This is a genomic window from Salmonella sp. SSDFZ54, assembly GCF_004010735.1.
Taxonomy (GTDB): domain Bacteria; phylum Pseudomonadota; class Gammaproteobacteria; order Enterobacterales; family Enterobacteriaceae; genus Salmonella; species Salmonella enterica.
Window position 1 is genome coordinate 276,998 of sequence record NZ_CP034819.1, and the last position, 18,970, is coordinate 295,967.

At 54.0% G+C, this 18,970-nt stretch carries 19 protein-coding genes; 6 read left to right on the forward strand and 13 right to left on the reverse strand.

What is annotated here, in order from left to right; translation table 11 throughout:
- Positions 1-58: 58 nt before the first annotated feature.
- From EOS97_RS01270 to yfbV, 4 genes are all read right to left on the reverse strand, one after another.
- The gene (locus EOS97_RS01270) at positions 59-1,885 is read right to left on the reverse strand and encodes an SLC13 family permease (protein ID WP_001012857.1); all 1,827 of its coding nucleotides are present in this window, start codon (positions 1,883-1,885) and stop codon (positions 59-61) included.
- Between the two features lie 76 nt (positions 1,886-1,961).
- On the reverse strand, positions 1,962-2,639 hold the full coding sequence (locus EOS97_RS01275) for a sugar phosphatase (protein ID WP_001555201.1): 678 nt from the start codon (positions 2,637-2,639) through the stop codon (positions 1,962-1,964).
- Positions 2,632-3,126 carry a YfbU family protein gene (locus EOS97_RS01280; protein WP_000426135.1) on the reverse strand — a complete coding sequence of 165 codons (495 nt, stop codon included), beginning with the start codon at positions 3,124-3,126 and terminating at the stop codon, positions 2,632-2,634. The genes EOS97_RS01275 and EOS97_RS01280 overlap by 8 nt, the downstream gene beginning before the upstream one ends.
- An 82-nt stretch (positions 3,127-3,208) precedes the next feature.
- The gene (gene yfbV, locus EOS97_RS01285; RefSeq protein WP_000106617.1) at positions 3,209-3,664 is read right to left on the reverse strand and encodes a terminus macrodomain insulation protein YfbV; all 456 of its coding nucleotides are present in this window, start codon (positions 3,662-3,664) and stop codon (positions 3,209-3,211) included.
- A 339-nt stretch (positions 3,665-4,003) separates the two neighbouring features.
- Here yfbV and ackA point away from each other — a divergent pair, with 339 nt between their 5' ends.
- The 3 genes from ackA (at position 4,004) to yfcC (ending at position 9,163) form a co-directional block, all read left to right on the forward strand.
- Positions 4,004-5,206: an acetate kinase gene (ackA, locus tag EOS97_RS01295; protein ID WP_000095692.1), complete on the forward strand. Its 1,203-nt coding sequence runs from the start codon at positions 4,004-4,006 to the stop codon at positions 5,204-5,206.
- Between the two features lie 76 nt (positions 5,207-5,282).
- Positions 5,283-7,427 (forward strand): phosphate acetyltransferase, encoded by a 2,145-nt coding sequence (gene pta, locus EOS97_RS01300; protein ID WP_000086692.1) that lies wholly within the window; start codon positions 5,283-5,285, stop codon positions 7,425-7,427.
- A 215-nt stretch (positions 7,428-7,642) separates the two neighbouring features.
- Positions 7,643-9,163: a putative basic amino acid antiporter YfcC gene (gene yfcC, locus EOS97_RS01305; RefSeq protein WP_127836105.1), complete on the forward strand. Its 1,521-nt coding sequence runs from the start codon at positions 7,643-7,645 to the stop codon at positions 9,161-9,163.
- A gap of 48 nt (positions 9,164-9,211) precedes the next feature.
- Here yfcC and EOS97_RS01310 read toward each other — a convergent pair whose 3' ends face one another.
- The 5 genes from EOS97_RS01310 to EOS97_RS01330 form a co-directional block, all read right to left on the reverse strand.
- Entirely contained in the window at positions 9,212-10,165 is a 954-nt protein-coding gene (locus EOS97_RS01310) for a transketolase family protein (RefSeq protein ID WP_000593026.1), read from the reverse strand.
- A complete protein-coding gene (locus tag EOS97_RS01315; RefSeq protein ID WP_001103256.1) occupies positions 10,158-10,988 on the reverse strand; it encodes a transketolase in 831 nt (276 codons plus the stop codon). The genes EOS97_RS01310 and EOS97_RS01315 overlap by 8 nt, the downstream gene beginning before the upstream one ends.
- The gene (locus EOS97_RS01320; RefSeq protein WP_001522266.1) at positions 10,985-12,376 is read right to left on the reverse strand and encodes a PTS ascorbate transporter subunit IIC; all 1,392 of its coding nucleotides are present in this window, start codon (positions 12,374-12,376) and stop codon (positions 10,985-10,987) included. The genes EOS97_RS01315 and EOS97_RS01320 overlap by 4 nt, the downstream gene beginning before the upstream one ends.
- Before the next feature lie 20 nt (positions 12,377-12,396).
- On the reverse strand, positions 12,397-12,669 hold the full coding sequence (locus EOS97_RS01325) for a PTS sugar transporter subunit IIB (protein WP_000699818.1): 273 nt from the start codon (positions 12,667-12,669) through the stop codon (positions 12,397-12,399).
- 80 nt (positions 12,670-12,749) lie between these two features.
- Complete coding sequence (locus EOS97_RS01330; RefSeq protein WP_000901810.1) at positions 12,750-13,193, reverse strand: PTS sugar transporter subunit IIA; 444 nt, start codon at positions 13,191-13,193, stop codon at positions 12,750-12,752.
- Positions 13,194-13,445: 252 nt separating this feature from the next.
- Here EOS97_RS01330 and EOS97_RS01340 point away from each other — a divergent pair, with 252 nt between their 5' ends.
- Positions 13,446-14,465, forward strand: a complete 1,020-nt coding sequence (locus EOS97_RS01340) for a LacI family DNA-binding transcriptional regulator (RefSeq protein WP_000026949.1) — start codon at positions 13,446-13,448, stop codon at positions 14,463-14,465.
- A 5-nt stretch (positions 14,466-14,470) separates the two neighbouring features.
- Here the strand turns inward: EOS97_RS01340 and yfcD are convergent, their stop codons facing one another.
- From yfcD to yfcF, 3 genes are read right to left on the reverse strand one after another with little or no spacing between them, the layout of a single operon-like run.
- A complete protein-coding gene (yfcD, locus tag EOS97_RS01345) occupies positions 14,471-15,025 on the reverse strand; it encodes an NUDIX hydrolase YfcD (protein ID WP_000230215.1) in 555 nt (184 codons plus the stop codon).
- A 56-nt stretch (positions 15,026-15,081) separates the two neighbouring features.
- On the reverse strand, positions 15,082-15,633 hold the full coding sequence (gene yfcE / locus EOS97_RS01350; protein ID WP_000772458.1) for a phosphodiesterase: 552 nt from the start codon (positions 15,631-15,633) through the stop codon (positions 15,082-15,084).
- A gap of 55 nt (positions 15,634-15,688) precedes the next feature.
- Entirely contained in the window at positions 15,689-16,333 is a 645-nt protein-coding gene (gene yfcF, locus EOS97_RS01355) for a glutathione transferase (protein ID WP_000043010.1), read from the reverse strand.
- A 142-nt stretch (positions 16,334-16,475) separates the two neighbouring features.
- Here yfcF and yfcG point away from each other — a divergent pair, with 142 nt between their 5' ends.
- Together yfcG and EOS97_RS01365 are read left to right on the forward strand one after the other, a co-directional pair.
- Positions 16,476-17,123: a GSH-dependent disulfide bond oxidoreductase gene (yfcG, locus tag EOS97_RS01360; RefSeq protein WP_000566562.1), complete on the forward strand. Its 648-nt coding sequence runs from the start codon at positions 16,476-16,478 to the stop codon at positions 17,121-17,123.
- A 125-nt stretch (positions 17,124-17,248) separates the two neighbouring features.
- Entirely contained in the window at positions 17,249-18,142 is an 894-nt protein-coding gene (locus EOS97_RS01365) for a TIGR01777 family oxidoreductase (RefSeq protein ID WP_001166266.1), read from the forward strand.
- Positions 18,143-18,193: 51 nt separating this feature from the next.
- Here the strand turns inward: EOS97_RS01365 and hisP are convergent, their stop codons facing one another.
- On the reverse strand, positions 18,194-18,967 hold the full coding sequence (gene hisP, locus EOS97_RS01370; protein ID WP_001293591.1) for a histidine ABC transporter ATP-binding protein HisP: 774 nt from the start codon (positions 18,965-18,967) through the stop codon (positions 18,194-18,196).
- Between the last annotated feature and the right edge of the window lie 3 nt (positions 18,968-18,970).

Sequence of the window (18,970 nt, forward strand, 5' to 3'; positions counted from 1 at the left end):
ACCGTTCTTCCCGTAGGCCTGATAAGCGTAGCGCCATCAGGCCTTTTCCAGCCAGGGGTTAAAACGGAAACAACATCGGAATCATCACAATACAAACCGCCATCACAATAAGCGTGAACGGCACGCCAAGCTTCACAAAATCGCTAAAGCTATAGTTTCCCGGCCCCAGAACCAGAGTATTGACCGGCGATGAAACCGGCGTCATAAAGGCGGCGGATGCCGCCATCGCCACCGCCATCGCAAACGGATAGGGCGACACCCCCATCGATTTCGCCGCCGCCAGCGCAATCGGCGCCATCAGCACCGCCGTTGCCGTGTTAGAAATGAACAGTCCTATGACGGCGCACAGCACGAACAGGCATCCCAGCATCATATACGGCCCATAGCCGCCGCCGATATTCATTAACCCTTGCACGACCAGAGAGACGCCGCCGGTTTTTTGCAACGCCTGCGCAAACGGCATCATACCCACAATCAAGATAATGCTCGGCCAGTGGATCGCTTTATATGCGCTTTCAGCATCAATACAGCGAAATTTTCCCATCAGCAGGCAGGCGATAATCGCCGCGATCGGGTTGGGAATTTCATCGGTCAACATCAGCGCCACCATCAATACCAGGCAGAAAATGGCGTGCGGCGCCTGGCTGTGCGCAGGAGAGGCTTCGCTGACCTCGACCGGCATATTCAGCACCACAAAGTCGCGGCCTTTTTGCCCCAGCAGGCTGATTAACTTCCAGTTCCCCACGACCAGAATGATATCGCCCATCAATAACGGCTCATCGGCCAGCGACCCTTCCAGCGCGACGCCGTCGCGTTTCAGGCCGACCACATTCAGCCCGTAACGTGTACGGAAAGCGATTTCACGCACCGACTTGCCAATCAGTTCAGACTCCGGAATAAGCGAAATTTCCGCCATCCCGACATCCAACGCCTGATCGGAAAAATATTCTCCACGCAATACCATCGGTTCCAGCAGTTGCTCGGCGCAGAACTCTCTGAGGTCAACCTCCGCCGCCGACATATCAATCAGCAGAACGTCGCGAGCGCGAAACTCCGATACGCCGTTCACATTGACGATAACCCGCCGAAAGCGCCGCCAGCGTTCAACGCCGATGACATTGGCGCCGTAACGTTCGCGCAGTTTAAGGTCGTCCAGCCGCTGTCCCACCATTGGCGAACCGGGGCGAATCGCCAGACGGCGAGCGCGCCCCGTCAGACGGTACTCGCGGATAAGATCGCGGAAAGTGCGCCGCTTACCGGCCTGTTGTCCGGGCGCATCGCCTTTTAGCATGAAGCGCATCACCAGCATATAAACAATGCCGAGCGCCAACACCACTATCCCCAGCGGCGTCACGCTAAAAAAGTTGAACCCGTGCAGGCCTTCACGCAGCAGTTCACTGTTAACCACCAGGTTCGGCGGCGTCGCCACCAGCGTCATCATTCCGCTGATAAGCCCGGCAAAACTCAGCGGCATCATCAGGCGCGAAGGCGAGGTTTGCATATGCATAGAAACGCTAAGAACAACGGGGATAAAGATCGCCACCACGCCGGTTGAACTCATGAAAGCGCCAAGTCCGGCGACGGTGATCATCAGTAAAACCAGCATTTTGATTTCACTGCTGCCCGCCATTTTAACCAGCCAGGTACCGACCACCGTCGCAACGCCGGTGCGCACGAGGCCGTCGCCAATAATAAATAAGGCGGCGATAAGAATGACATTCGGATCGCTAAAGCCGGAGAAGGCTTCCGGAAGGGTCAAGGTACCGCTAAGGACAAAAGCAACAATGACGAATAAAGCCACCGCATCCATACGTACTTTGCCCGTCGCAAACAACACGACGGCAATCGCCAGTAAAGAGAGAACCCAAATCAATTCACCGTTCACAACATATCCTTGTCAGATGAGAAGATAACGCGATTCTGCCATAAATATGCCCCGCCAAAGCGGGGCGATATCATGATCAGGTCTTTCTTAATACCACCACATCGCCGTTTGGTTGTTTAGCGACCGATAATTGCGTCAGGCTATCCAACGCAAAATCAACATCCGCCAGACGCGGCGTGTCGGCCGGCGCATTGACCGCAATGACGTGGCAGCCCGCAGCCAGCCCGGACAGCACGCCAGCCGGGGCATCTTCTACTACGACGCACTCCTGAGGGGCCAGGCCAAGCAGTTGTGCGCCCAGCAAATACGCATCCGGCTCCGGTTTGCCGCGTTTGACTCGTTCGGCGGTGACAAACACCTCTGGCGCTGGAAGGCCCGCGACCTGATGGCGCGCACGCGCGACCGGCATTGAACCGGAGGTGACGATAGCCCACGGAATGCCCGCTTTATTCAGGTGATTGAGTAAATCGACTGCCCCCGGCAACGCGGTGATCCCTGCGGTTTCAGTGGCTTCTATTTGCTCCAGGCGCGTAAACTCAGCGGCAATTTCCGCCTCCGATTTACCCGCCATAAAATGCCGCAACGAGGTGATCGCCTGTTTGCCATGAATAAAGCCCAGCACCTCATCATGAGCAAGGTTAAAACGATCGGCCCAGCTACACCACGCGCGTTCGACGGCAGGTAATGAGTCAACCAACGTTCCATCCAGATCAAACAGAAAACCTTTACACTGCACGCGAGCCTCCTCAGGCATTAATGATTTGATTGATTTCATTCGCGCTCAGGTGGTACTGACGCGGGCAGGCATGCCAGACATTCAACATCCGCTGGTATTTTTCCCACATCGGCGTCTGGGCATTAAAGCCGTGTGTCCCGGCGTCAAAGTGAGTGTAGCGTCCTTCTATATTCACCATAAAACGGACATAGCCGAGGTAACGTGCTTCCGTCGCGGCGTCAAACCCCAGGAAGGTGACGCGACGTTCGTCGATGGCTTGCGTATCTTTGAGGTTGGTCCAGGAGACGTGCAGCGCATGGTACATCTCCATAATATCGATGATGGTACGACAGGTCTCTTCCGTCAGCTCGCCAAACTCGCGATCCAGCTCGCGCATCTGCAGGCCGTAGCCGCGTTCAATAATTGTTTGTAAGCGACGGTAACGCTCGGCGTTGGTGGGATCGAGCATCGTCATCATTTTGTACTGGTTAGACAAAATCAGACGTTGCGCGTTGGTCATTTCCATTTTGAACTCCTGTATCACGCTATGGCGATGAAAAAAAGAAGGCATTGGTATGCCTTCTTTTATATGCGTAATCCGGGGTCAATTACAAATCATCCAGGAAAGTTTTATCCAGTTGTTTGAAGGCGCGCTTAAGCGTGTCAGCTAATGCCTGGTAATCCGGCTTTCCTTCTACCGGCGCCAGCGCTTGTCCAGCCTCCTGCAATTTACCGCGAACTTCGTAAAACCAGTTAAGGATTGAAGGCGGCAATGGCGTCACAGAACGTTTCCCTAACCACCATAATCCCTGCATAGGCAAGCTCAGGGCGAACAGGGCGGTCGCCACGGCCGGACCTAACTGACCGCCCAGCGCTATCTGCCAGCATAATGTAAAGACGGCGACAGGCGGCATAAATCGTATGGCATAGCGCGTCATACGAATGACGCGGTTTTCGACGAAAACGGGCGCCAGCCGCTTTTCCATCGGCCACGTCTTCGCGTAGTGCTGCCCCCGGCGAAATAAGCTAAAAAAATTTACGGAGCGATTATCCGGTGTCGACATGGCCTACCTCAACTTCACATATAAAATTTAAAAAATTTGTGCAAAACAACAACTGCGAGGGACAACGTTCAAAACATTTTGTCTTCGATACCCACTATCAGGTATCCTGTGTCGGCCTGTCAAAGGCCGGTAGTTTAAAATCATTGAGTCGTCAATATTACACATAGTATGCCATTGGCTGAAAAATACGCAAAATGGCATAGACTCAAAGGTATTTCTTCCATCATGCCCAAAAAAACTCCTGCGCATGATGTTAATCATAAATGTCAGGGCTATCATGCGCTACGCTCTATGGCTCACTGACGTTTTTTTAGCCACGTATCATAAATAGGTACTTCCATGTCGAGTAAGTTAGTACTGGTTCTGAACTGCGGTAGTTCTTCACTGAAATTTGCAATTATTGATGCAGTTAATGGTGATGAATACCTTTCTGGTTTAGCCGAATGTTTCCATCTGCCAGAAGCACGCATCAAATGGAAAATGGACGGCAGTAAACAAGAAGCGGCTTTAGGTGCAGGCGCCGCTCACAGTGAAGCGCTGAACTTTATCGTTAACACTATTCTGGCACAAAAACCAGAACTGTCTGCGCAGTTAACTGCAATTGGTCACCGTATCGTACACGGCGGCGAGAAGTATACCAGCTCCGTAGTCATTGATGAGTCCGTCATTCAGGGCATCAAAGATTCCGCCTCTTTCGCACCGCTGCATAACCCGGCTCACCTGATTGGTATCGCCGAAGCGCTGAAATCTTTCCCGCAGCTGAAAGATAAAAACGTTGCAGTATTCGACACCGCCTTCCATCAGACCATGCCGGAAGAATCTTACCTGTATGCCCTGCCGTACAGCCTGTATAAAGAACACGGCGTTCGTCGCTATGGCGCACACGGCACCAGCCACTTCTATGTAACTCAGGAAGCGGCAAAAATGCTGAACAAGCCGGTAGAAGAACTGAACATTATCACCTGCCACCTGGGCAACGGCGGTTCTGTTTCCGCTATCCGTAACGGTAAATGCGTGGATACCTCTATGGGTCTGACCCCGCTGGAAGGCCTGGTCATGGGTACCCGTTCCGGCGATATCGACCCTGCGATTATCTTCCACCTGCACGACACTCTGGGCATGAGCGTGGATCAGATCAACAAAATGCTGACCAAAGAGTCCGGTCTGCTGGGTCTGACTGAAGTGACCAGCGACTGCCGTTATGTTGAAGACAACTACACCACCAAAGAAGACGCAAAACGTGCGATGGATGTTTACTGCCACCGCCTGGCGAAGTACATCGGTTCTTACACCGCTCTGATGGACGGTCGTCTGGATGCAGTCGTGTTCACCGGCGGTATCGGTGAAAACGCCGCGATGGTTCGCGAACTGTCTCTGGGTAAACTGGGCGTGCTGGGCTTTGAAGTCGACCACGAACGTAACCTGGCGGCCCGCTTCGGCAAATCTGGTTTCATCAACAAAGAAGGTACCCGTCCGGCGGTGGTGATCCCAACCAACGAAGAACTGGTTATCGCGCAGGACGCGAGCCGTCTGACTGCCTGATTTCACACCGCCAGCCTCGCTGGCGGTGCTGTTTTGTAACCCGTCCCCAAAAGACGGTAACGAAAGAGGATAAACCGTGTCCCGTATTATTATGCTGATCCCTACCGGAACCAGCGTCGGCCTGACCAGCGTCAGCCTCGGCGTCATCCGTGCTATGGAACGCAAAGGCGTTCGTCTGAGCGTCTTTAAGCCTATCGCCCAGCCTCGCGCTGGCGGCGATGCGCCTGACCAGACCACCACTATCGTTCGCGCGAACTCTACCCTGCCGGCGGCTGAACCGCTGAAGATGAGCCACGTTGAATCTCTGCTCTCCAGCAACCAGAAAGACGTGCTGATGGAAGAGATCATCGCGAACTACCATGCGAATACCAAAGACGCGGAAGTGGTGCTGGTTGAAGGTCTGGTTCCGACCCGTAAACATCAGTTCGCTCAGTCTCTGAACTATGAAATCGCGAAAACGCTGAATGCGGAAATCGTTTTTGTCATGTCTCAGGGTACCGACACGCCAGAACAGCTGAACGAGCGTATCGAACTGACGCGCAGCAGCTTCGGCGGCGCGAAAAACACCAACATCACCGGCGTTATCATCAACAAACTGAATGCGCCGGTTGATGAACAAGGCCGTACTCGCCCGGATCTGTCGGAGATTTTTGACGACTCTTCCAAAGCGCAGGTGATCAAAATCGATCCTGCTAAACTGCAGGAATCCAGCCCGCTGCCGGTTCTGGGCGCGGTGCCGTGGAGCTTCGACCTGATTGCGACCCGCGCTATCGATATGGCGCGTCACCTGAACGCCACCATCATTAACGAAGGCGATATCAAAACCCGCCGCGTTAAATCCGTTACGTTCTGCGCGCGTAGTATTCCGCATATGCTGGAACATTTCCGCGCAGGATCGTTGTTAGTGACCTCCGCTGACCGTCCGGACGTACTGGTCGCAGCTTGCCTGGCCGCGATGAACGGCGTAGAAATCGGCGCCCTGTTGCTGACCGGCGGCTATGAAATGGACGCGCGCATTTCTAAACTGTGCGAACGCGCATTCGCCACCGGTCTGCCGGTCTTTATGGTGAACACCAACACCTGGCAGACTTCGCTGAGCCTGCAAAGCTTCAATCTGGAAGTCCCGGTTGATGACCATGAGCGCATCGAGAAAGTTCAGGAATACGTCGCGAACTACGTTAACGCTGAGTGGATCGAGTCGCTGACCGCCACTTCCGAGCGTAGCCGTCGTCTCTCTCCGCCGGCGTTCCGCTACCAACTGACTGAGCTGGCGCGTAAAGCCGGTAAACGCGTAGTGCTGCCGGAAGGCGACGAACCGCGTACCGTCAAAGCGGCGGCAATCTGCGCTGAACGCGGCATCGCCACTTGCGTTCTGCTGGGCAACCCGGATGAAATCAACCGCGTCGCGGCATCTCAGGGCGTTGAGCTGGGCGCAGGTATTGAAATCGTCGATCCGGAAGTGGTGCGTGAAAGCTATGTCGCTCGCCTGGTCGAGCTGCGTAAGAGCAAAGGCATGACCGAACCGGTTGCCCGCGAACAGCTGGAAGACAACGTGGTGCTCGGCACGCTGATGCTGGAGCAAGACGAAGTCGACGGCCTGGTTTCCGGCGCGGTTCATACCACCGCCAACACCATCCGTCCGCCGCTGCAGCTTATTAAAACGGCGCCGGGTAGCTCCCTGGTCTCTTCTGTGTTCTTTATGCTACTGCCGGAACAGGTTTACGTTTACGGCGACTGCGCAATCAACCCAGACCCGACTGCAGAGCAGCTGGCAGAAATCGCGATTCAGTCTGCGGATTCCGCCATTGCCTTCGGCATCGAACCGCGTGTGGCAATGCTCTCCTACTCCACCGGCACCTCTGGCGCGGGCAGCGACGTAGAGAAAGTACGTGAAGCGACGCGTCTGGCGCAGGAAAAACGTCCTGACCTGATGATCGACGGTCCGTTGCAGTACGACGCCGCGGTCATGGCTGACGTAGCGAAATCCAAAGCGCCGAACTCGCCGGTTGCGGGTCGCGCTACCGTGTTCATTTTCCCGGATCTGAACACCGGTAACACCACCTACAAAGCGGTACAGCGTTCTGCCGACCTGATCTCCATCGGGCCGATGCTGCAGGGTATGCGCAAGCCGGTGAACGACCTGTCCCGTGGCGCGCTGGTTGACGATATCGTCTATACCATCGCCCTGACGGCGATCCAGGCTTCCCAACAGCAGCAGTAACAGTAAAAGCTAATGCCGGATCGGCGTGAACGCCTTGTCCGGCCTACAGGTGAGATACCGTTGTAGGCCGGATAAGACGCGTTAGCATCGCCGTCCGGCATTCTGCTATTTACCCTGCAAAGCGGAATTTTTTGCTTAACTGCGCTGCATCAATGAATAACTATTCCCTTCTTCTCATACTTAGCCTCTTTGCTTTGCAACAGGGATAGTCTGTCATGTCTGTCGTTACAGAATCAAAAACAGCCAGAAAATGGGCAATGCCCGATACGCTGGTCATCATCTTTTTTGTCGCCATTTTAACCAGTATCGCCACCTGGGTCGTCCCCGTTGGGATGTTTGATAGCCAGGAAGTGCAGTATCAGGTCGATGGTCAGACAATAACCCGCAAAGTCGTCGACCCGCACTCTTTTCGCATTGTGACCAATGAGGCCGGGGAAGCGCAGTATCATCGCGTACAATTTTTCACTACTGGCGATGAAAGACCAGGGCTGATGAATTTTCCGTTTGAAGGGTTAACATCCGGATCGAAATTCGGCACTGCCGTCGGCATCATTATGTTTATGTTGGTGATTGGCGGCGCATTCGGCATCGTGATGCGTACCGGCACCGTGGATAACGGCATTCTGGCGCTTATTCGCCACACGCGGGGCAACGAAGTCCTGTTTATTCCGGTGCTATTTGTCCTCTTTTCGTTAGGGGGCGCCGTATTTGGCATGGGCGAAGAGGCGGTCGCCTTTGCAATTATCATAGCCCCGCTGATGGTCAGGCTGGGCTATGACAGCATTACCACCGTCCTGGTGACCTATATCGCCACCCAAATTGGCTTTGCCAGTTCGTGGATGAACCCTTTCTGCGTAGTCGTCGCCCAGGGGATTGCCGGCGTGCCGGTACTTTCCGGCTCCGGGCTGCGTATTGTGGTCTGGATTGTCGCCACGCTGATTGGGCTGGTTTTTACGCTGGTCTACGCCTCACGCGTGAAAAAGAATCCGCTGCTGTCCCGCGTCCACGAATCCGATCGCTATTTCCGCGAACAGCAGGATGAAGTCGTCCAGCGCCCTTTCACCTTTGGTGACTGGCTGGTACTGCTGGTCCTGACCGGCGTAATGATTTGGGTCGTCTGGGGCGTGATTGTCCACGCCTGGTTTATTCCGGAGATCGCCAGCCAGTTTTTCACCATGGGCGTGGTGATCGGCCTCATCGGCGTTATCTTCCGCCTCAACGGTATGACGATCAACGTGATGGCGTCCTCATTCACCGAAGGGGCGAGGATGATGATCGCGCCCGCCTTGCTGGTGGGTTTTGCCAAAGGCATTCTGCTGCTGGTCGGCAACGGCGAAGCCGGGGAACCCAGCGTGCTCAATACGTTGCTTAACAGTATCGCTCATGGCATCAGCGGGCTTAATAATGCTATCGCCGCCTGGTTTATGCTGCTCTTCCAGGCGGTATTTAATTTCTTTGTCACGTCCGGTTCGGGCCAGGCGGCGTTAACCATGCCATTACTGGCGCCGCTCGGCGATCTGGTCGGCGTTAACCGTCAGGTGACTGTTCTGGCCTTCCAGTTTGGCGATGGCTTCAGCCATATTATCTATCCGACATCGGCCTCGCTGATGGCCACGCTGGGCGTATGCCGGGTCGATTTTCGCAACTGGCTAAAAGTGGGGGCGTCGCTGCTGGGACTACTGTTTATTATGTCCAGCGTGGTCGTCATTGGCGCGCAAATGATGGGATATCATTAATCCAAAATGCCGGATGAGCATCAGCGCCATCCGGCAATATCTCCATGATTAAAGCAGTGATTTCGCGGCTTCTACAATCGCTTCGGCGGTGAGTCCGTACTCTTGTTGTAAGAAATCCTGCGTTCCTACCTGCCCATAACGCTCTTTGACGCCAACACGGCGCATCGGCACCGGGCAGTTTTCCACCAGCACTTCCGCCACCGCTGACCCCAGTCCATTATGGATGCTGTGGTTTTCACACGTGACGATACGCCGCGTTTTTTCCGCGTAGTTTTTCACCAACATGCGATCGATAGGCTTTAAGGTGAACATATCAATGACCGCGGCGCTCACGCCTTCCTGCTCCAGTTGGCGCGCCGCCTCCAACGCCTCCGCCACCATAATGCCGTTGGCGATAAGCGTAATATCATCGCCCTCGCGCAGTACGTTGCCCTTGCCAATGGTAAAGGTAGAGCCTGGCGCATAGATACTCCGCGCCTGCTTACGGATGGTACGTAGCCAGTAAAAACCGTCCAGGTCCATTAGTTGGCGTAAAATATCCGCGAACATCACCGCATCCGTCACCTCCAGTACTACGGAGTGCGCCAGCCCGCGAACAATCCCCATATCTTCAAAAGACATATGGGTGCCGCCGTTATGGCACGCCGTCACTCCGGCATCGGAGGCGATCACTTTGACGTTGTTACGCTGATAATCCAGCGCCATAAAGAGCTGATCAAAACAGCGACGGCTGGCAAAAGCGGTAAAAGTATGCACAAACGGTTTGCGACCGGTCAGCGCCAGCCCCGCCGCAGTGCCAATCACATTCGCCTCCATAATACCGCAGTTAATGACATGCTGCGGGTAGTCACGCGCCACGCTGTCCATCGCCATTGAGCTCATTAAATCAGCCTCAAGCGCAATAATTGGGCTTCCGGCCTCAATCTGCCCGGCGACAAAACCGGCGTAAACTTTGCGCATTTCGATATCGTCTTTAAGCCCTGCGGGCGCAAGCTTAATCATGCATGACCTCCAGTTGATGAATGGCCTCATTGAGCGTCTGCTTCATGCCATCCGTCAGGCGTAAGTGGTGAGAATTCGTTAACTGCTCCAGGCATGGCACCCCCTGCCCTTTAATGCTGTCAAGGATCACTACCCGTGGCTGGGCATCGGCGGGCGGCACAGGCTGAACCACCGCCAGTAGTCCGGCGATATCATCGCCTTTGACGGTGACGACATCGAAACCAAACGCGCGGAATTTCCCTTCCAGATCGAATGGATTGATAATCTCCTCCAGTTCGCCGTCAAGCTGCTGTTTATTCCAGTCAATGAAAACGGTCAGATTATTCAGGCGGTGGTGGGCAATAAACTGAAACGCCTCCCAGCACTGCCCTTCATTCAGCTCCCCATCGCCGACAATGCAAAATACCCGGTTGGGTCGCCGCGCCAGTTTATGCGACAACGCCATTCCGCCCGCAATAGAGATGCCCTGTCCCAGTGAGCCGGTCGTGGCGTCCACGCCGCGCGTTTTTAGCCGATCCGGATGGCTGGGAAGACGGGTGCCGTTCTGGTTAAGCGTATTCAGCTCTTCGAGCGGGAAATAGCCTTTAATCGCCAGGGTACTGTACAACGCGGGGCCCGCATGGCCTTTCGACAGTACGAAGTAATCGCGCTCCGGCCAGTCCGGGTCGGCAGGGTCGATTTTCATCACCGCGCCGTACAGAACCGCCAGAGTCTCCACTACCGACATGCTGCCGCCATAGTGACCAAAGCCAAGATGGTTTAAGGATTTGAGCGTGGCGACGCGAATGTCGCGCGCCAGTTGGGTGATTTCGGTTACGTTCATTCTTTCGCTCCGCTATTTTCCTGCACTTCGGCAGTCGCTTTTTTGTTTTTGGCCAACACGTTGTACGCCACCAGTAGCGCGAATAGCGCCACCACCAGCCCCGTGATAGCCATCGGCGACAGATAACGCGCCAGGTTGCCCAGCAAAATACCGATTACGCCAAAGTCAGCATCCGAGAACGTGGTATTGGCGAAGCCGATCGCGCCGAGAACCGGCAGTAACAGCACTGGCAGGAAAGTGATTAATAGACCATTAGCAAATGCGCCGATCATCGCCCCGCGGCGACCGCCGGTGGCATTGCCAAAGACGCCTGCGGTCGCGCCGGTAAAGAAGTGCGGCACAACGCCTGGCAGGATTAACACAAGCTTCATCTGTCCAAGCAGGAACAGCCCCACCAGCCCGCCGAGAAAACTGAACAGGAAGCCAATCAGTACCGCGTTAGGGGCATAGGGATACACCACCGGGCAGTCCAGCGCCGGACGCGCGTTTGGCACCAGTTTTTCTGAAAAGCCGGTAAAGGCCGGAACAATTTCCGCCAGAATCAGACGGACGCCTTGCAGAATGATGAATACGCCGGCGGCGAAGGTGATTGCCATGATGATGGCGTACACCAGATAGTTTTGCCCGCCGCTAAACGTCGCTTCGACATACTCACGCCCTGCGCTGACTGCCATGATCAGATAGATAATCATCATGGTCAGCGAAATCGAGATAGAACTGTCGCGTAAAAAACTGAGGTTTTTCGGCAGGTTCATCTCTTCCGTGGAGCGGGAGCCTTTACCACACAGGCTGCCAATCCAGCCGGAAAGCACATATCCCAGGGTACCGAAGTGACCAAACGCAATGTCATCGGTACCGGTAATCCGCCTCATATAACGTTGGGCCAACGCCGGGAAGAAAGCCATCACCAGCCCCAGGATCAGCGATCCGGTGAAGACCAGCCCTACGCCCTCAAACCCCGCCACGGTCAGGATTACGCCAATCATACAGGCCATGTAAAAGGTGTGATGCCCGGTCAAAAAGATATATTTAAGACGCGTAAAGCGCGCCACGACAATATTGGCCACCATACCAAATGCCATAATTAACGCCGTGGACGCGCCATATTTTTCCAGCGCGATTGAGACTATCGCTTCATTATTAGGAATAATGCCCTGAATATTAAAAGCGTGTTCAAACATACCCCCTAGCGGATTTAATGAACCCACCAGTACGGTTGCGCCGCCGCCAAGCACAATAAAACCTAAAATGGTTTTAATCGTGCCTTTTACCACATCGGAAAACGCTTTTTTCTGCGCCACCAGACCAATCAGCGCAATTAACCCTACAAGCACCGAGGGCACTTTTAAAATATCAACAACAAAATTCAGCGTTTCAAGGATAAACATATCCACCTCGCCAGCAATAATTATTGTTTAGCGAACCATGCGCGCAGCTGCGTTTCCAGTTCGTTGATGTCGATGATGTTATTGATCACCACCAGTTGGCTTTCCGGTACGCTGGCGCTGGCCGCAATATCTTTGGCCATTACAAAAAGATCGGCAGCCCCGGGCGTGGCCGATGAGAGATCGGAGTGTTCCACTTCAGCGTCAATATTGAGTTTCTTTAATACTTTTTTAATGTTCATTTCTACCATAAAACTACTACCCAGGCCGGAACCGCAAATTGCCATGATTTTCATTATTGTCACCTTTTAAAAGTAGAGTTGGTCTGCATCACGCACGGGCGTAATGTTATTTACCGCAAGAAAATGGAATAAAATCAGAAACGGTCAATAATCGTTTTAATGTCCTCCAGGTTTTTTGCCTGATGTAATTTTTCCATATCTACATCACTGGAAAATAATTCCGCCAGCGCCGATATCATTTCGATATGACTGTGCTTATCAGGCGCCGCCAGCATAATAATGATGTCAACCGGATCAAATTCGTCTGCGCCAAATGAAACGCCGCGCTGTAGTTTCAGTAACGATAAACCTAACCCTTTCGCCCCCTCTTCCGGCCTCGCATGCGGCATCGCTAACCCTGGCGCTAATACATAATACGGCCCAAGCTTTTGGTGCTGCTGAACAATCGCCGTAATGTATTCCGGTGCGATAACACCTGCGTCCAGCAGGGGTTTGCCGCAAATTTCCAGCGCCTGCGGCCACGTTTCCACGCTCTCCTGTAGCGTGATGGTTGCGTCAGATAACCAGGTTCCCAGCATGTTATTCGCCCCCACGGTGTATGAAATTATGAACAAACTTTATTCAAGCCATTCGATATTAGCTGCGATCGTTATCACAAAGATAGCGCTACCAGCGACTATTACTCAGAATTGTGATAGCGCTATCAAATTAAAATCATGGTGTGAAATCACAGCAAAAAAGCGGATTTAAGGCGTATACTGCCAGTCATGCGAAGCAAAGAACGACAATAAAAAAGCATCTCAACATGTTGTAATGACGCAGGAATTTGTATGTCGATACCCCGTAAACGGCGCAGTACCGGTAAAGTGACTATCGCCGATGTAGCCCAACTTGCCGGTGTAGGCACGATGACCGTATCACGCGCCTTACGCACGCCGGAACAGGTCTCTGATAAACTCCGGGAAAAAATTGAAGCGGCAGTGCATGAGCTGGGCTATATGCCTAATCTCGCCGCCAGCGCGCTGGCGTCTGCCTCCTCGCACACCATCGCAATGGTCGTACCGAACCTTGCGGAAGCGGGGTGTTCTGAAATGTTCGCCGGGCTGCAACAAATTTTACAGCCCGCTGGCTACCAGATTATGCTGGCGGAATCGCAGCATCGCGTGGAACAAGAGGAGAAGCTGCTCGAAACGCTGCTGGCCTCCAACATTGCCGCGGCGATTCTGCTTAGCGTCGAACATAGCACTACCGTGCGCCAGTGGCTGAAAAATGCCTCTATCCCGGTGATGGAGATGGGCGCGATTCGCAGCGATCCTATTGATATGAATATCGGTATTGATAACGTTGCGGCAATGTATGAGCTGACGGAAATGCTGATTCAGCGCGGTTATCAGAATATCGGGCTACTATGCGCCAATCAGGAGCAGTGGATTTTTCAGCAACATCTGCACGGCTGGTACAAAGCGATGCTTCGCCACCATATGTCGCCAAACCGGGTGATTAATGCCGCCTTGCCGCCCAATTTTTCTACCGGCGCGTCGCAACTGCCGGAGTTTTTACTGGCGTGGCCGGAGCTGGACGCGCTGGTATGCGTATCGGATGAGCTGGCCTGCGGCGCGTTATACGAGTGCCAACGACGGCGGATCAAAGTTCCGGACGATTTAGCGGTGGTCGGGTTTGGCGATAGCGATGTCAGCCGGGTCTGCCAGCCGCCGTTAACCACCATGGCCGTACCGCACCGTAAGATTGGCAGTGAAGCCGGACGGGCGCTGTTGGAAAGGTTAAATCAGGGAAACTGGAGCGATCGAAAATCCATCGCCTCCAGTTTATGTATGCGGGAAAGCTGCTAAAACGCTTATTCCGTCTCTTCCGGTTTCTCCTGAAGCGCGGCTTCGTTTTTGGCGTTGCGGGTCATCCACAGTGCCAGCGCTTTGAGCGAGTCCGGCGTAAACTCATCACAGCGCGCGGTGATCTCCTCCGGGGTCAGCCAACACACTTCGCTGACTTCATCTTCCTGAAGCGCGAAAGGCCCGTGGGAAACGCAGCTAAACAGCGCGCCCCAAACCCGGCAATGTTGGTCTTCAAAGTAAAACAGACCGTGTTCGGCAAACGGCACGCCTGCAATACCCAACTCTTCTTCCGCTTCGCGGCGGGCAGATTCCAGTAGCTGCTCATCAGCCTGGACCACGCCGCCTGCGGTAGCATCTAACATACCGGGCAAAAAATCTTTTGTTTCGGTACGACGCTGCACCAGAATTTTACCCATACCATCATGAACGACGATATACGTCGCACGATGCCGTAAGCGTTGCGCACGCATCTGTTCCCGGCTGGACTGTGCAATGACTTCATTGTCTTCATTCACAATATCCACCCATTCCGTACTTGCCAAACGACGCTGTTCCACCATCAGGAAACCTTCTTATTTCTGGCGCTCTTACGGCGCATTTACGTTTGTGAGGTAAATTACGAGTTAATTGCAACCTGCGCAATGATACTTTGATCATTGAGTGCGATTACGCTCAACACATTATCATCCAGAATACCGTAGCTTGCTGCATACCCGCCTTTCGGGATGCTCACTGACCCAGGATTAAAGTGATACAGTCCTTCCTGCTGTTGCGCCACCGGCAGATGCGTATGACCATAAACCAACACATCGCCAGTATGCAGAGCGGGCAGATTCGTCGGCCCGAAGAGGTGCCCATGCGTTAAAAATAGCCGCCTCTCTTGCGTCAATATTTGCTGCCACGGCGCAGTTATCGGGAAATGCAGCAGCATCTGATCCACTTCGCTATCGCAGTTGCCGCGCACGGCAATGATTTGCGTCGCCACCGCGTTCAGGCGTTCGGCGACCTGGGCGGGCGCATAGCCTTCAGGCAGCGCATTTCGCGGCCCGTGGTTAAGGACATCGCCTAATATCACCAGCCAACGCGCGCCGCTTTGCGCGAACCGCTCAAGCACGCGTTCCGTGGCGGGTAAAGAACCATGAATGTCCGATGCGAACATCAGTTTCATCGCTCACTCCTCGTTGTGAAAAACGGCGTTATGATACTGGAATATGAATAGATTTTCAGCCTGAACGCTTCGAGGAAAGCGCAATAAAACGCTGTACGGAAGCACGCTGCCACTGGAATGTCGCATACGCCGCCAGCGACGCCGGCACGTCATCGCCATGCAGCGCCAGACGATTGATCATCAATGCCAGATCGGTATCGGCAATGCACCATTCACCAAATAAATTTTGCGTCCCCTGCCCCAATAGCGCTTCAGCCGTCGCAAACAGTTTTGCCGCGCTGGCTTTTCCAGCCTCGCTTAGCGGCGCTTTTTTCGCCCCGGCAAACACCACGTCGGTAGGCCGTTCTTCGCGAAGCGGCAGTAAATCGCTGCGTAGCCACGCCTGAATCTGTCGCGCGCGGGCGCGTTTTTGTAAATCGTGCGGGTAGATACGCTCCCACTGCGGCGGCGCGAAACGCTCCTCCAGGTATTCCGCAATAGCGGACGACTCGCTCAACTCAAAATTGTCGGCCTCAAGCACCGGTACGCGCTGCGTCAGCGCATATCCCCGCCAGCCAGGTTGCAGATGTTCTCCCTGGTCCAGATCGCGGGTTTTCAGAGTAAAGGAAAGCCCTTTTTCTTGTAATGCCACCCAGGCGGACAAGACGTAGGGAGAGAAAAAGTTCGCATCCGACCACAGCACAATAACAGGCTTACTCATAATGTCCTCTTGAGGGCGTATTAAGTTTCTTCCCAAAATATAGCGTCTTTCGCCTGCTGTCACCTGATGAAAACTCACACACATCAGGAGGCTTTCTATACTTAATTCAGCCCAGACTCTTTACGCACATGCAGGAGCCAAAATGATTGACCTTTACTACGCCCCCACGCCCAACGGGCATAAAATAACGCTGTTTCTGGAAGAGGCGGAGCTGGCGTATCGTTTGCTAAAAGTAGATATCAGCAAGGGCAATCAGTTTCGCCCTGATTTTTTGGCTATCTCTCCCAATAATAAAATTCCTGCCATCGTCGATCACGCCCCGGCAGACGGCGGTCAACCGCTTAGTCTTTTTGAATCCGGTGAAATTCTTCTCTACCTGGCGGAAAAAAGCGGCAAACTGCTTAGCGGGGAGCTGCGTGAACGCCATACCACACTGCAATGGCTGTTCTGGCAGGTCGGCGGGTTAGGGCCGATGCTGGGCCAGAATCATCACTTTAACCATTTTGCGCCGCAGGCCATCCCCTATGCGATTGAACGCTATCAGGTTGAAACGCAACGCTTATACAACGTCCTGAATAAACGCCTGGAAACCTCCCCGTGGCTGGGCGGCGACCACTACAGTATTGCGGATATCGCCAGTTGGCCGTGGGTTAACGCACATCAGCGTCAGCGAATCGATCTTGATACCTACCCGGCGGTGTATAACTGGTTTGAACGCATTCGCACGCGCCCTGCGACAGCGCGCGCACTGTTACAAGCGCAACTGCACTGTAACAGTGCGAAAGCGTAACGCGGTGGCATACATCATGTATGATGTAGAGGTGTATACACGGAAAAAACCTGCGTCCGGCACCCTTATTCGTATTAAAAACCTGACATTAGGGAAGAGGAAATCCTCCCTACTCTGGAGGTCATATGCAGATTCTGATTACCGGCGGTACGGGCCTGATAGGGCGTCATCTCATTCCCCGGCTGTTAACACTGGGGCACAAGGTGACGGTCGTTACGCGCAATCCCGATAACGCGCGTCAGATTCTCGATTCCAGAGTGACATTATGGAAAGGGCTGGCGGAACGTGAGCACCTCAATGAGATTGATGCCATCATCAATCTGGCGGGCGAACCGATTGCCGACAAGCGCTGGACGTCACAACAAAAAGAACGGTTGTGCCAAAGCCGCTGGGCTATCACGCAAAAGTTGGTGGATTTAATTCATGCCAGCGCTACGCCGCCCTCGGTGTTGATATCCGGCTCCGCCACGGGCTATTACGGCGATCTGGGCGACGTTGTCGTCACTGAAGATGAGCCGCCGCACAACGAATTTACGCATAAACTTTGCGCCCGCTGGGAACAGATTGCCTGTCGTGCGCAGAGCGACCAGACCCGCGTCTGCCTGCTGCGTACCGGCGTTGTCCTGGCGCCGCAAGGCGGGATTCTGGGGAAAATGGTTCCGCCGTTTCGCCTCGGACTCGGCGGTCCGGTGGGTAATGGTCGGCAATATCTGGCCTGGATTCACATTGACGATATGGTCAACGGCATCCTGTGGCTGCTGGATAACGATCTTCGCGGTCCCTTCAATATGGTCTCGCCGTATCCCGTCCATAATGAGCATTTTGCTCATGCGCTGGGTCGCGCGCTGCGCCGCCCGGCGATTATTCGCATTCCGGCGACGGCAATTCGCTTATTAATGGGAGAGTCGTCAGTGCTGGTGCTGGGCGGACAGCGGGCGCTGCCAAAACGGCTTGAAGCCGCCGGATTCGCATTTCGCTGGTATGATTTAGAAGAGGCGCTGGCGGATGTGATTCGCTAGTTCCTAAAGCGCCGTATCCTGCCCGGTAAGCGATGCGCCGCCGGGCTTCTTTTATTTCAGCGAGCCTTTCAGGAATTGCTGTAAACGCGGGCTTTGTGGATTGCCGAACACCTGCTCCGGATCGCCCTCTTCTTCAATTTTCCCCTGATGCAGAAAAATAACGTGCGAAGAGACATGGCGAGCGAAGCCCATTTCATGCGTGACCACCACCATCGTTTTGCCTTCTTCCGCCAGTTGTTGCATGATGCGCAACACTTCGCCGACCAGTTCAGGATCGAGCGCCGATGTGGGTTCATCGAACAGTAAAACGTCAGGTTCCATCGCCAGCGCGCGCGCAATAGAAACGCGCTGCTGTTGGCCGCCGGAGAGATGGACGGGATATTTGCCCTGAGCGCGCTCATCAATCCCCACCTTCGCCAGATATTTCAACGCCCGCTCGCGCGCGTCGTGCTTGCTTAATCCCAGTACCTGAATCGGCGCTTCCATCACATTTTCCAGCACCGTCATGTGGCTCCAGAGGTTAAAGTGCTGAAACACCATCGTCAGGCGGGTACGCAACAAGCGTAGCTGATTTTTATCCGCCACTTTGAGCTGCCCGTCTTTGTCGCGCACCAGATTAATGTTCTGACCGTTCACGATAATCGCGCCTTCGCTCGGTTTTTCGAGGAAGTTAATACAGCGCAAAAAAGTGCTTTTACCGGAGCCGGACGAGCCGATGATGCTAATCACATCTCCGGCGCGGGCCTGCAGCGATACCCCTTTCAGCACTTCATGACCGCCGTAGCGTTTGTGCAAATCGATAACGTGTAATTTATTTTCTGACATCAT